Here is a 13,221-nt window from a genome sequence, read left to right on the forward strand (position 1 = left end):
TGTGATTCGCACCTACCTTTATTTTTTACCATCAAGATACTTATTTAATTTTCTTAAATGTAAGCGGCTGAGTACTTAATGTAGCTGGTACATGTAACTGAAGGGATGGGAATTCACCACTTACATTCATTTCATAAGCGAATAATAAGCTCATTTTCATTTGGAATAAGTCAACTTTTGTAGAGAAGATGTCGTAATGATGATGCCCTAATTGAATATCCATTTCCATAAATTGTACATATAACGAATCATCTCGTTTGTATACTTGTAATGTTCCGTATGCGGGATGTTCAAAAGTACCAGTATAATCCTCTAACTTGTGCGAAGGTGTAGTCCCTTTAATTTGTTCAGGGAGGGATTCAGTTGCTTCTTTCATCATTTCCTTCATTTTTTTAGTATCTTCTACAGCACGTTTATGCCAATCAATGGATTCTAATTCAAGTAGTTCGTCATAAATTTGATTAGCGAGATAAGTAGGAAGTAATGTTCCTCCAGCATTCGTTAAAATGACAAGGCCTATGTTTTCTGTTGGTATGAATGAAACAAGCGCTGAAAATCCATCGATATTACCGCCATGATGAATCACTTTTTTACCACGATAAGCGCTAATAAACCAACCAAGACCGTAACTATTTAATGGAGATTCAGGGAGTGATAAAACCGGTTGGTCTGGAATTGAATTGTGTGGTGTATACATTTGTTGTAATAATTCAGAGGAGATTAATTCATGATCTCCAAATTTTCCTTCATTTAAGTGGAGAAGTACCCAATTTGCCATATCTTCAATTGTGGAATTAATACACCCAGCAGCGCCAACTGTATCGATGTTACGGAATGGAACTGCTTTTATTTCACCGTCATTTTCAATGTAAGGTAAAGCGTAATCATCTGTAGTTTGTGAATCGTTAACAGAGAAGTTTGTATGTCTCATATTTAAAGGTTCTAAAATATGTTCTGTAGTGTATTGCTCCCACGTTTGATTTGTAATGTTTTCAACAATGTAGCTAATTGTTGCATACATTAAGTTGTTATATAGAAATGCAGTCCGGAACGGTGCATCAAGTGGTAAATGTTTTATTTTTTCAACGAGATCTTTTCGAGATAAGGAAGAACTGTACCAAAGAGCCTCATGACGACTCACTCCAGTTCGATGAGAAGCTAAATCCCGTCCTGTAACTTGTGAGCTAGCAAGTAGTTCAGATAAAGTAAAGTTAGGTATATAAGACGGGACAGGAGCATCCCAATTAAACTTTTTTTGCTGTGCTAACAAGCTTAATGAAAGTGTACCAAACGCTTTCGTTGAGGAACCGATTGCGAATCGAGTATTCGGTGTAACAGCCTCTTTTGTTTCCATATTACGATAGCCGAAACCTTCTGAAAGAATAACTTCACCGTCTTTTATAACAGCGACAGCAACACCAGGAACATTTAAATCCTTCATCATTTTTTCAACCGTGGTTTGTAAAGAAGTCATAACAGGTGTTTCAATTTTAGACATATTTCTAACCTCCAAATATAAATTTTGATCTACCGCACTATACTTTCGGTAATAGAAAATGAAAACCTTTTAAAATATGGAAAGTTAATAATTTTGTAAGAATTAGCATAAGAAATTTTATTAATTAAGATTATTAAATTTACCATTTTTCATGTTATGATAAATTCCATATACGATTGAAAGAAGGTTTTCCTACATATGAAACATGCTGAAAATGAATACTTAAATTTATGCCGCCATGTAATGGAACATGGTACGAAGAAAGAAGATCGTACAGGGACAGGAACTGTATCTGTATTTGGATATCAAATGCGTTTTGATTTGAGCAAAGGATTTCCTTTATTAACGACAAAAAGAGTACCATTTCGCCTTGTAGCAAGTGAACTACTTTGGTTTATGAAAGGTGATACAAATATTCGCTATTTATTGCAGCATAATAATAACATTTGGAATGAATGGGCGTTTAAGAGCTGGGTAGAAAGTGATGAGTATACTGGTCCTGACATGACTGATTTTGGTCTTCGCTCACAACAAGATGAAGAATTTAAAGTACAGTACGATGAGCAAATGGAATTGTTTAAAAAGAACGTTTTAGAAGATGATGAGTTCTCAAATAAATATGGTTATTTAGGAGACGTTTACGGTAAACAATGGCGTGCTTGGAAAACGACAGCTGGTGAGACACTTGATCAATTAAAAGATGTAATTGAAATGATTAAAAAAACACCAGACTCACGTCGTTTAATCGTTTCTGCTTGGAATCCTGAAGACGTACCGAGTATGGCATTACCGCCTTGTCATACATTATTCCAATTTTATGTAGCGGACGGAAAACTTTCTTGTCAGCTATATCAAAGAAGTGGTGACATATTCCTTGGAATTCCATTTAACATCGCAAGTTATTCACTACTAACACATTTAATTGCACATGAATGTGGTCTTGAAGTAGGAGAATTTGTTCATACAATTGGAGATGCACACATTTATACAAATCATTTTGAACAAGTAGAAAAGCAATTGGCACGTGAACCACGTCCATTCCCGAAACTTACATTAAATCCAGATGTGAAATCTGTGTTTGATTTTGAAATGGAAGATTTAACGATTGAAGGATACGATCCGCATCCAGCAATTAAAGCACCGGTTGCAGTATAATTGTAGAGGAGATGAAAAAATGATTGTTTCATTTATGGTCGCGATGGACGAAAATAGAGTAATTGGTAAAGATAATAATTTACCTTGGCGTTTACCGAGTGAATTACAATACGTGAAGAAAACAACGATGGGCCACCCGCTTATTATGGGAAGAAAGAACTATGAAGCGATTGGTAGACCACTGCCTGGAAGACGTAATATTATTGTAACTCGTAATGAAGGGTATCATGTTGAAGGCTGTGAAGTTGTTCATTCTGTAGAAGAAGTATTTGAACTATGTAAAAATGAAGAAGAGATTTTTATTTTTGGCGGAGCGCAAATTTACGATCTCTTTTTACCTTATGTAGACAAGTTATATATAACAAAAATCCATTATGCATTTGAAGGAGATACATTCTTCCCAGAAATGGATATGACAAATTGGAAAGAGATTTTTGTAGAAAAAGGTTTAACGGATGAAAAAAACCCGTATACGTATTATTACCATGTATATGAGAAGCAACAATAATAAAAAAGATTGATGTGAGAATTCACATCAATCTTTTTATTTATATTCACCAATATAAGTTTATAGATGAGATTCGATAGTGCTATAATGATAGGTAGCATGTAAAAATGCTAAAATTTTCAAAAGTACTAATATAGAAAGAGGAGGAGAATCGATTGAGAAAGATATGGGGGATTCTTTTTCTTTGCTTAACATTCATGTTAGTTGGATGTGGTAAAGAAGAAAAACCACAAGAAGCGTTTGATACATATGTAAAAGCGTGGAATAAACAAAAATTTGCAGATATGTATGATCAACTATCAAAAAATGCAAAAAAAGATATTTCAAAGAAAGAGTTTACTGAGAAATATGAAAAAATTTATTCTGGTATCGAAGTGAAAGACTTAAAGGTAGAAACAGGGGAAGTAAAAGAAGATAAAAAAGATGAAGGTCCTGTTCCTTTTAAAGTAAGCATGGATACAGTTGGTGGTAAAATCACATTTGGTCATGAAGCAAAAATGGTAAAAGAAAAAGATGGAGATAAAGAATCTTGGAAAATAGATTGGACTCCTGATTTTATTTTCCCTGGCATGACGAAAGATAGTAAAGTGCGTATGCAGACAACACAGCCAAAACGTGGTGAAATATACGATCGTAATGGAAAAGGTCTTGCAACGAATGGGAAAGCTTCTGAAATCGGATTGATTCCTGAAAAGTTAGGCGATACTGCTCCGCAAACGAAAGAAACAGTAGCGAAGTTATTAAATACGTCTGTAGAAGAAATTGATCAAAAATTAGCTGCTAAATGGGTAAAACCAGGGTATCTCGTACCAATTGGAATTTTGCCTGAAGGGGCAACACAAAATACGTACATTGATTTACCAGGTGTTTCAACAAAACCTGTAAATGTTCGTACATATCCGCTAGGGGAAGCGGCAGCTCATCTGACTGGTTATATTGGAAAGGTAAATGCTGAAGATTTAAAAACGCTACAAAAGAAAGGCTATCAAGCTGATGACCCAGTTGGTAAAGCTGGCTTAGAGCAAGTATTAGAGGAAAAGCTACGCGGTAAAAAAGGTGGCCGTGTCTTTGTAGAAGATGCGCAAGGAAAAGAAATTAAAAATTTAGCAAAAACAGATGCTGTTGATGGAGAAAATGTAACTTTAACTATTGACAGTGTTGTTCAAGAAAAAACGTATAATGAAATGAAGGGCGAAGCTGGTTCAAGTGCAGCAATTAATCCGAAAAGTGGAGAAACAATTGCACTAGTAAGTAGTCCAGCATATGATCCTAATATAATTGCACGAGGGACATCGAAGGCACAACGCGAAGCTTGGAATAATGATCCGAAAAAACCAATGACAAATCGCTTTACACAATTGTCGGTACCAGGTTCTGTATTTAAACCTATTACAGCTGCAATTGGTCTTGAAACGAAAACGATTGATCCAAAAGAAGAGTTGAAAATTGAAGGATTAAAATGGACAAAAGATTCTTCTTGGGGTAATTACTATGTAACGCGTGTGAAAGATGCAAATCCGATTGATTTTGATAAGGCGATGAAATACTCGGATAATATTTACTTCGCACAAGAAGCTTTAAAAATCGGAAAAGACAAGTTTATGAGTGAAGCGAAAAAATTCGGATTCGATGAGAAACTACCAATTGAATATGGATTCCCTGCTTCTAAAATTGCAAATGACGGCATTAAAAATGATATTCAAATGGCAGATACGGGATATGGACAAGGACAAGTATTAATGACTCCTCTTCATTTAGCTTTAACGTATGCGCCGATTGTAAATGATGGAACGATTCCGTCACCGTATATTATTAAAACAGATAAACAACCAAAAGCTTGGAAAGAAAATGTAATTTCTAAAGGAAATCAGGATATATTAAAAACTGCAATGACGAAAGTAATTAATGATCCAGATGGTACAGGGAAAATTGCTAAAATTGATGGTATGACTCTTGCTGGAAAAACAGGTACAGCGGAATTAAAAGTATCAAAAGAGGCCGAAGGAAAAGAACTAGGTTGGTTCGCTGCATTTGATTTAAATTCACCAGATATGGTCATTACAATGATGATTGAAGATGTAAAAGGTAGAGGCGGGAGTAATATTCCAGCTGAAAAAGTAAAACATGTATTTCAAAAATAATATGTAATAGAAGGCTATCTCTATAAGTTGTAGAGGTAGCCTTTTTATACGAAAGAATTCTTAATATCTGTATACTAAATTTTAAGGAAACAAAGTAAATCATTAACTTACGAAAAAAAAGTAGCTATTTTTTATTGACATTGATTAAAACTTTTTGTATTATACTTACATAATGTAAGTTATTAACTTTTAAAAAACAAATCTTGAATTAAAGATAAAGAGAAAAAAGGGAGAGAATACAATGACAAAAGTACTATTTATCACAGCAAATCCAAATTCAGCAGAAGGTTCTTTCGGAATGGCAGTAGGGGAGGCTTTCATCGAAGCTTATAAAAACGAACATCCACAAGACGAAGTTGTAACAATTGATTTATTCAACACTACAGTACCAGCAATTGATGCAGATGTATTTGCTGCTTGGGGTAAATTTGCAGCAGGTGAAGGCTTTGAAGCTTTAACTGAAGTTCAACAACAAAAAGTAGCAGCAATGAACACAAACTTAGAAACATTTATGAATGCAGATCGTTATGTATTCGTAACTCCAATGTGGAACTTTAGCTATCCACCAGTAGTAAAAGCATACTTAGATAACGTAGCAATCGCAGGTAAAACATTCAAATATACTGAAAATGGTCCAGTCGGCTTATTAGAAGGTAAAAAAGCACTTCACATTCAAGCAACAGGTGGCGTATATTCTGAAGGAGCATACGCAGCTGTAGACTTCGGTCGCAATCACTTAAAGACTGTATTAGGATTTGTCGGTGTGAATGATACTGAATATATTGCAGTTGAAGGTATGAATGCAAACCCTGAAAAAGCACAAGAAATTAAAGAAGCAGCAATTGCTAATGCTCGTGAATTAGCAAAACGTTTCTAATATAGAATGCTTAAAAAGTCCGAACACTTGCTGTTTGGACTTTTTTTCTTCTTTTTCCTTCGTTTGTCTAGTATAATGAAGGTCGGAATGATAATAGGTGGGGGTTCTGTATGATTCAAACGTTTTTTAAAATCTTTTATTTAATTTTAATCGTAATTGCGATTACACCGAGAATGTGGCGTCTTAAAAGACAAGTAAATACGATGGCGCCAAAAGAAAAAGACAATGCTGTGTATAAAACGACAAATTGGTTTGGTAAGAAAATGGTACGTGTAGCTGGAGGGGCAGTAGAAGTGAAAGGACTTGAAAATGTTCCGAAAGACAAGCCAGTACTAGTTGTAAGTAATCACCAAAGTAATATGGATATCCCTGTTTTACTAGGTTACTTAAATAAACCAATTGGATTCGTTTCAAAGGCAGAGATTAAAAAGTTCCCAGTTGTACCAACTTGGATGGAACTTATGAATTGCGTATTTATGGATCGTAGCGATCGTCGTCAATCTCTTCAAGCGATTAAAGATGGAATTGAACTATTAAAGAATGGACATTCTATCGTAATTTTCCCTGAAGGAACGAGAAGTAAGGGCGGCGAAGTTGGAGAGTTTAAGGCTGGTAGTTTTCATCTTGCAGTAAAGTCAGGTGTAGCAATTTTACCTGTAACGTTAGATGGTACATATAAGATGTTTGAAGCGAATGGAAATCGTATGAAGCCAGCTCATGCAACAGTAACAATTTCTAAGCCGATTACACCTGAAGACTATGCGAATATGGATATTAAAGAATTAACGAAGCATACACAGGAAGTTATCGCATCACAATTACATAAGTAATAAAAAAGGATTCAGCTTATAGTAAGCTGAATCCTTTTTTATTATGCTGTAGGTAAGACATAAAAGAGTACACAGAAGAACATCATCGCACTACCACCTAAAACGAACAGGTGCCATATGGCATGGTTGAAAGGTAGCTTTTCCCAAAGGAAGAATATAGCTCCGACAGAATATAAAATTCCACCTGCTAAAAGTAGTGAAAAACCATGTCCAGTTAGATTTTCATAAAGTGGTTTAATGGCAACGATTATGAGCCAACCCATAATGATGTAACATAAAGTTGAAGCCTTTATAAAGCGACGTACAAAGAAAATTTTGAAGACGATACCTCCGATTGCTAGTGTCCATATTATAGCAAGCAACGTCCATCCTAATGGGCCACGAAGTGTAATAAGTAGAAAAGGAGTATACGTGCCAGCAATCAATAAGTAAATGGCTGAATGATCTAAAATAGTAAATATTTTTTCTACTTTAGGATGATGAATGCTATGTAGCAATGTTGAAAACAAGTACAGTAAGAACATGCTTACACCATAAACAGTAAATGCAACTACAGCTGATGCGGTACCGTGCTTAGAAGCATGAATAATCAATATGATTAAGGCAGGGATGCTTAAAATGGCACCGATACCATGTGTAATTGCATTTGCAATTTCTTCTTTTACAAATTGGGTCATTCGTGTCATTTTTTCAGTCATAATGCAAATCCTTTCTACTATCATAAAATAATATGTCATTTCCCTTACCATATCATACACAAGAGCAATAGAAAATGAAATTTGTATAATTGATTATATTTTTGAATTTTTTTGACAAAAGACAATGGATTTGTTGACGTTTTCAAACTTTTTTGACAAAATAAAATTATGTAATAGTAGGACAAGGAAACTACTAATAAAGGGGATGGGGAAATGTTTTCAAATATTGGCTTTCCAGGGTTAATTTTAATTTTAGTAGCAGTACTCATTTTATTTGGACCTAAAAAATTGCCGGAAATCGGGAAGGCTTTAGGGGAAACGTTAAAAGAGTTTAAAAAATCAACGAAAGAATTGACAGATGATGCATTTCAAGAGAAGGAAAAGAAAGAAAAAATGTAGTGTATTTTCCTTGTAATGGATAAATAAAGTGTGGTGAACGAGATGGAAGATCGGGAAATGAGCGTAGTAGAACATATTGTTGAGCTTCGAAAAAGAGTAATATATACGGTGTTATCCTTTGTACTATTTTTAATTATTGGATTTACTTTTACAAAGGATATTTATTTTTGGCTTGTAAAAGATTTACCAATGAAATTAACTGTTCTCGGTCCAAGTGATGTATTGTGGATTTTTTTCTCGATTGCTACAGTATTTGCTATCGTTTGTACAATTCCTTTTGCTGCTATACAAATTTGGTTATTTGTAAAACCGGGTTTACATCCAAATGAACAAAAGATGACAATAATGTATATACCGGTATTGTCTATATTATTTCTCGCAGGTTTATGTTTTGGATATTTCATTGTAATGCCGTTTCTATTTCACTTTTTAACTACGATAGGTAATGAAATGTTTAATACGATGTTTACGACAGAAAAGTATTTTCATTTTGTACTTAATTTAACAGTTCCATTTGCTGTGATTTTTGAATTGCCAGTCGTTGTAATGTTTTTAACTAGTATTGGAATACTTACGGCGGAATTTTTAATAAAAATAAGAAGGTATGCTTACGTAGCATTAATTATCATTGCATCTTGTATATCACCGCCAGACTTTTTATCTCATAGTTTAGTTGCAGTGCCGCTTATTTGTATTTATGAAGTAAGTATTGCGTTATCAAAGGTTGTTAGTAAGAGGAAAAAGAAAAGAGAAGAAATGCAGTCGAAAAGTGCCTCGTTATAAAGGCACTTTTTTATTTATTTGTTATACTATAGCTATAAACGTATACAATATATAGAAGAAAAAAATTATAGAATCTCCAAAATTTAGACAAACTTTGCGCTTTTATAAGCTTATACTAAATGTATTAAACAATTGATGGATAATGAGATTCCCGTCTCAGAGATATTTAGGACGGGAAGGTGAATTAGGTGGAGATGAATAGAGTATAAATCTTCTAGCCATAAGGATTACAGAAATCATATAAGTCTGATTTTACTCCACTTTAAACAACGTGTTACAGCGCAAAGTAGAGGAAGTTCAAAAATCCAATGAAAAAGAGGATTGATATTGTGATTACGAAAAGTTTTTATTTCACTCATTCAACAGGGGATTGCATTAAAATATTCGAAATCCCTGTCCTACAGGCACAGCATCCATTATCGTTTCTAATTCAGTCTCGTCTTCAATTATTTATTGCAAAAATTCAAAAACAAAAACACCCAAGATTTTCGTATTCTTTCCGTGAATATTTACAAAATTGTTTGAAGTGGAATGATTATTTAAATGTATATAAAACAAATACCCTTGAAAAAAATGCATGATACGAAGTACGGACAGGGTTAGTAAACTCTGTCTTTTTCATTTTAGATATGAAAATATAATTAATTTGATGAAATTTCGTTCCAAATTGTTGAAAGCAATGGGAATACTAGTATAATAACAAGGAGAGCGTATTGGAAAGGGAAGAAGTATAGTATGCAAAAAATTAAAATTGTAACAGATTCAACGGCAGATTTATCACAAGACGTAATCGAAAAGTATGACATTCATGTTTTACCATTATCAATCTCTGTAAATGGACAAACATATTTAGATCGCGTTGATTTACAACCTGACGAATTTATTGAAGAAATGATTAAATCAGAGGAATTACCAAAAACATCACAACCAGCTATGGGTACATTTGTAGAAATGTATGACAAGCTAGGGGAAGATGGAAGCGAAGTCCTTTCTATCCATATGACAAGTGGAATGAGCGGTACTGTAGCAACTGCAAATAGCGCTGCATCAATGACTGATACAAAAGTAACAGTTGTTGATTCTCAATTTATTACACATGCTTTAGCATATCAAGTAATTGAAGCTGCAAAAATGGCAAATGACGGACGCTCACTAGAAGAAATTTTAAAACGTGTAGATGAAGTAAGAAAGAATACTCGTTTATATGTAGTAGTGGATACATTAGAAAACTTAGTGAAGGGTGGACGTATCGGTAAAGGAAAAGCGTTTATCGGTTCGCTACTTAATATAAAGCCAATTGCTAGTCTTGAAGAAGGTGTTTATAATCCTGTAACGAAAGTTCGTAGCCAAGGCCAAATTGTAAAAACATTAGCTAAGTTATTTGAGCAAGATACGGCTGGAAAAGTCGTAAAAGCTGTTGCAATTCCGCATGCGAAAGCAATTCCTTTAGCTGAAAGTATGAAAGCGGCGGTTGAAAAAGTGAGTGGATTTGCTCAATCAGAAATTTTCTATACAACGCCTATTATTAGTACTCATACAGGTCCGGGCGCAATCGGATTTATGTATTTAGCAGAGTAATAAAAAAGCTACTTGAAAATATATTTCAAGTAGCTTTTTTATGTAAATAGAAAGTAAGAAATAAGAAGAGCTACACAGGCACTACCGCTAATGATATAGCGAGTCTGTAAATATTCATTCATAGAAAACACCCTTTATCCCGCTATTTGCGGACAGTAAAACTCTCTACCTCAAATTTAGCTGGAGCAAAGAGGTTAGGTAGCGGGCTGCCCGTAAAAGCTTGATTGGTGAAGGCAAATAATCAGTGGGGATGAAGAAATCCCACTAATTAAAGTTTCACTATAGGATTTTCTATATTATATGTTGGATATAGAAAATCAGTCATTACGTTACACATGTAAAGTTTCAATTTTTTCGTTTATTTGCTTATCATTTGTTGCGTTACTATAAATAAAAGTTTGACCTAAAAAGAGTACATGCAGTTGTTCCCACGGTAACATGCGCAAATTCCAATTATTTCGAAGTCTAGTTATTGCTTCACGAGGTGTTTCATCGGCGAGTGCAAAAGCTCCGTAATGCATTGGTATAAAATGTGTAGCGTTTAAATCTAAATAAGCTTGCACGGCCTCTTCAGGTGAAACATGAGATACTTTCATAAACCATTCTGGTTCATAAGCGCCAATGGGCATAAGAGCAATATCAATTAAAAAGCGTTCACCAATTTCTTTGAAACCTTGGAAATAGCCACTGTCGCCACAAAAATATATGGTTTCCATAGTCGTTTCATTATCAATAATCCATCCGCCCCAGTGAGACGTATTCATATCAAATAAGAATCTTCTCGTCCAGTGCTGAGCAGGTACGAAGTGAAAAGAAACTTCGTTAATTATCGTACTTTCCCACCATTTATACTCTTCTACATGTTTAAATTTCTTACGAGTAAATAATTTTTTTAATCCAATAGGTACAAGATATAGAACATCATCATTCAACTGACGAAGAGTTGAAAAATCTAAATGATCATAATGACCATGTGAAATAAGGACAATATCAATTTTAGGTAGTGCTTCTATAGAGAGTCCAGGTTCTGTAAGTCTTGGAACTAGCTTTAATTTATTAGCCCATACTGGATCTGTTAATATATTAAGTCCATTCGTTTGGATAAGAAAAGTGGAATGCCCAATCCATGTGATAGTCGTTTTTTCAACATTACTTTGCAAAAATGCACTTTGTTTAACGGGTGATTGTTCTACTAAGAAAGAAAAATCTTTTTTGTTTTGCTTTCGTTCTTTACGCCAGCGTAAAAAAGAGCGAATTGATTTTTTTGTACTAACATTATCCATATTTTCATAGCGCTTTGCCATGAACATCACCTCATTTAAAATCGTTGTATTTGTATTGTACCGAAATGTTGTTAAGGAATACAGTGTAAAACATGGATTAATGTTTAAGGAATTGTTAAAAAATAGGGAGAGGTATTTACAAAAGTAACAATAAAATTAGTTTTATCACTTTTATTTAGAGAAATAATAGTAAAAAAATATATTTTGTCTAGTAATTCGCTTGAAATAAAGAAGTAACATACGTAAATTCGTACGATTTCGTGAACAAATGTAGTAAACAATTTTCTCGTAGTGTTAACTTTTGTTATTATAAACATAACCTATTTAAATTTAGGATAGAGAAAAGAGGTTTATAAATGAAGCGTTATCAAAAAATAATTGGTCTTATGGTTGTATTTTGTCTCTTTGTACTTGCTGGATGTAGTGAATCAGGTTCAAAGCTTCGTAAACCATTAAATTGGGATTTAGAAACCTTCCAATTTACAAATCAAGATGGAAAGCAATTTGGTACAAAAGATTTAAAAGGGAAAGTTTGGGTTGCAGATTTTATGTTCACAAATTGTCAGACAGTTTGTCCACCAATGACTGCAAATATGGCCAAGCTTCAAAAGATGGCAAAAGAAGAGAAATTAGACGTTCAGTTTGTTTCATTTAGTGTAGATCCAGACCTTGATAAGCCAGAAAATCTGAAAGCTTTTATTCAAAAGTTTACAGAGGATACTAGTAACTGGAATTTATTAACGGGGTATTCGTTAGAAGATATTACAAAGTTTTCAAAAGATAATTTCCAATCACTTGTAGATAAGCCGGAGAACGGTCAGGTCATGCATGGTACATCATTTTATTTAATTGATCAAAACGGAAAAGTAATGAAAAAGTATAGTGGCATTAGTAATACGCCATACGAAGACATTATACGTGATATGAAGCGATTAGTGGGTTAAAAATAAGGGTGCATAGCACCCTTATTTTTTTGCATTAGTCTATTGATAAAATGTCATGTTGCTGGGGAAGTTTCGGCGCCCGAATTTCTAATACGCCGTTTTGATAAGAAGCTTTTGCCGCTTTTTTATTAATTGAATACGGCAATTTAATCAATCTTGATGCTTCTGAAATGGAACGTTCTCGGCGATAATAGTTATGGGATGTTTGTTCTTCTTCCTCTTCAAGTATCTCTTCTTTTACAGAGACTTTTAAGTATTCACTTTGTATTTCAATTTGGATTTGTTCTTTTTGTATACCTGGTAGTTCAGCTGTAACAACGAGTTCTTCACCAACTTCATATAAATCTACAGGGAATGTTAATAAACGGTTTCCTTTTTGGAAAAAATGATTTAAATCAGCGATTACATTGCGAAGAGGTGTTTGCTCGAAGAAATCATCAATTTGCTTTAAGTAATTACGAACCGGTGGGCGAGAAGAATCTTTTTTTTCTTCACTCATGGTATTCCCTCCTAGAAATCAATTTGCA

The 13,221-nt window shown here is 34.0% G+C and carries 14 protein-coding genes; 10 read left to right on the forward strand and 4 right to left on the reverse strand.

All coding sequences use genetic code 11. The features are described from left to right. Positions 1 to 40: 40 nt before the first annotated feature. Positions 41 to 1,498 (reverse strand): serine hydrolase, encoded by a 1,458-nt coding sequence (locus tag N2V80_RS10720; RefSeq protein WP_000034354.1) that lies wholly within the window; start codon positions 1,496 to 1,498, stop codon positions 41 to 43. Between the two features lie 198 nt (positions 1,499 to 1,696). Between N2V80_RS10720 and N2V80_RS10725 the strand changes: the two genes are divergently transcribed. The 5 genes from N2V80_RS10725 to N2V80_RS10745 all read left to right on the forward strand — a co-directional run bounded on the left by N2V80_RS10725 (position 1,697) and on the right by N2V80_RS10745 (position 7,009). Next, the gene (locus tag N2V80_RS10725; protein WP_000679609.1) at positions 1,697 to 2,653 is read left to right on the forward strand and encodes a thymidylate synthase; all 957 of its coding nucleotides are present in this window, start codon (positions 1,697 to 1,699) and stop codon (positions 2,651 to 2,653) included. A gap of 19 nt (positions 2,654 to 2,672) precedes the next feature. Next, on the forward strand, positions 2,673 to 3,161 hold the full coding sequence (locus N2V80_RS10730; protein WP_000637207.1) for a dihydrofolate reductase: 489 nt from the start codon (positions 2,673 to 2,675) through the stop codon (positions 3,159 to 3,161). Positions 3,162 to 3,316: 155 nt separating this feature from the next. After that, complete coding sequence (pbpC, locus tag N2V80_RS10735) at positions 3,317 to 5,302, forward strand: penicillin-binding protein 3 (protein WP_001227250.1); 1,986 nt, start codon at positions 3,317 to 3,319, stop codon at positions 5,300 to 5,302. Between the two features lie 241 nt (positions 5,303 to 5,543). Continuing rightward, on the forward strand, positions 5,544 to 6,179 hold the full coding sequence (locus N2V80_RS10740) for an FMN-dependent NADH-azoreductase (RefSeq protein ID WP_000170025.1): 636 nt from the start codon (positions 5,544 to 5,546) through the stop codon (positions 6,177 to 6,179). A gap of 110 nt (positions 6,180 to 6,289) precedes the next feature. Further along, positions 6,290 to 7,009, forward strand: a complete 720-nt coding sequence (locus N2V80_RS10745; RefSeq protein ID WP_000616577.1) for a lysophospholipid acyltransferase family protein — start codon at positions 6,290 to 6,292, stop codon at positions 7,007 to 7,009. Positions 7,010 to 7,050: 41 nt separating this feature from the next. On the opposite strand, the gene trhA is transcribed toward N2V80_RS10745, so the two are convergent. After that, the gene (gene trhA, locus N2V80_RS10750) at positions 7,051 to 7,707 is read right to left on the reverse strand and encodes a PAQR family membrane homeostasis protein TrhA (RefSeq protein WP_000136889.1); all 657 of its coding nucleotides are present in this window, start codon (positions 7,705 to 7,707) and stop codon (positions 7,051 to 7,053) included. Positions 7,708 to 7,920: 213 nt separating this feature from the next. On the opposite strand from trhA, the gene N2V80_RS10755 reads away from it, so the two are divergent. From N2V80_RS10755 to N2V80_RS10770, 4 genes are all read left to right on the forward strand, one after another. Further along, complete coding sequence (locus N2V80_RS10755; protein ID WP_000492443.1) at positions 7,921 to 8,106, forward strand: twin-arginine translocase TatA/TatE family subunit; 186 nt, start codon at positions 7,921 to 7,923, stop codon at positions 8,104 to 8,106. 42 nt (positions 8,107 to 8,148) lie between these two features. Further along, positions 8,149 to 8,889, forward strand: coding sequence for a twin-arginine translocase subunit TatC (gene tatC, locus N2V80_RS10760; protein WP_000390120.1), 741 nt, complete (start codon positions 8,149 to 8,151; stop codon positions 8,887 to 8,889). Between the two features lie 329 nt (positions 8,890 to 9,218). Then, positions 9,219 to 9,470, forward strand: a complete 252-nt coding sequence (locus N2V80_RS10765) for a DUF2535 family protein (RefSeq protein ID WP_000629012.1) — start codon at positions 9,219 to 9,221, stop codon at positions 9,468 to 9,470. A 154-nt stretch (positions 9,471 to 9,624) separates the two neighbouring features. Continuing rightward, entirely contained in the window at positions 9,625 to 10,467 is an 843-nt protein-coding gene (locus N2V80_RS10770) for a DegV family protein (RefSeq protein ID WP_001169472.1), read from the forward strand. Between the two features lie 329 nt (positions 10,468 to 10,796). Here the strand turns inward: N2V80_RS10770 and N2V80_RS10775 are convergent, their stop codons facing one another. Beyond that, the gene (locus tag N2V80_RS10775) at positions 10,797 to 11,771 is read right to left on the reverse strand and encodes an MBL fold metallo-hydrolase (protein ID WP_001129628.1); all 975 of its coding nucleotides are present in this window, start codon (positions 11,769 to 11,771) and stop codon (positions 10,797 to 10,799) included. 335 nt (positions 11,772 to 12,106) lie between these two features. Between N2V80_RS10775 and N2V80_RS10780 the strand changes: the two genes are divergently transcribed. Beyond that, complete coding sequence (locus N2V80_RS10780) at positions 12,107 to 12,694, forward strand: SCO family protein (protein ID WP_000833335.1); 588 nt, start codon at positions 12,107 to 12,109, stop codon at positions 12,692 to 12,694. Positions 12,695 to 12,728: 34 nt separating this feature from the next. On the opposite strand, the gene N2V80_RS10785 is transcribed toward N2V80_RS10780, so the two are convergent. Beyond that, on the reverse strand, positions 12,729 to 13,193 hold the full coding sequence (locus tag N2V80_RS10785) for an Hsp20/alpha crystallin family protein (RefSeq protein ID WP_001288085.1): 465 nt from the start codon (positions 13,191 to 13,193) through the stop codon (positions 12,729 to 12,731). Between the last annotated feature and the right edge of the window lie 28 nt (positions 13,194 to 13,221).

It is taken from the genome of Bacillus sp. FSL W8-0640 (assembly GCF_038007725.1).
In the GTDB taxonomy this organism is placed as follows: Bacteria; Bacillota; Bacilli; order Bacillales; family Bacillaceae_G; genus Bacillus_A; species Bacillus_A cereus.